The sequence below is a fragment of the Virgibacillus salexigens genome (assembly GCF_014905415.1).
GTDB classification, from domain to species: Bacteria; Bacillota; Bacilli; order Bacillales; family Amphibacillaceae; genus Virgibacillus; species Virgibacillus salexigens.
Genome location: NZ_BNEO01000150.1, coordinates 1 through 301 on the forward strand (window position 1 = coordinate 1; position 301 = coordinate 301).

General features: G+C 37.9%; 1 protein-coding gene. It reads right to left on the minus strand.

The genetic code is table 11. The annotated features are described in order from the left end of the window. A partial coding sequence (locus tag JKP73_RS22635) for a type 1 glutamine amidotransferase family protein (protein WP_498370540.1) occupies positions 1-228 on the minus strand: 228 nt, incomplete at its 3' end. Between the last annotated feature and the right edge of the window lie 73 nt (positions 229-301).

The window sequence follows — 301 nt, forward strand, 5'->3', positions numbered from 1 at the left end:
AAGTATAGGTTTCCCATTATTCGCTTCATGTTTCAGAATATCAATGAGGCCTTTTTGATCTAACGTTTTCATTGCGTCTTGAAATGCTCCTACACCTGGTAAGATAATTGCATCACTATTAGCAATCTCATTAGGATCTGTTGTTAAGTAGGATTCCATGCCTTTTTTGGTCAATGCAAACTGAAGTCTTTTAATATTTCCAGCTCCATAGTCAATAATCGCAATCATTTTCAACGCCCTTTCTGTATTCGCACTTATAGGCTTCCCTTTGTGGAAGGAACACCTTTGATCCGTCCATCTT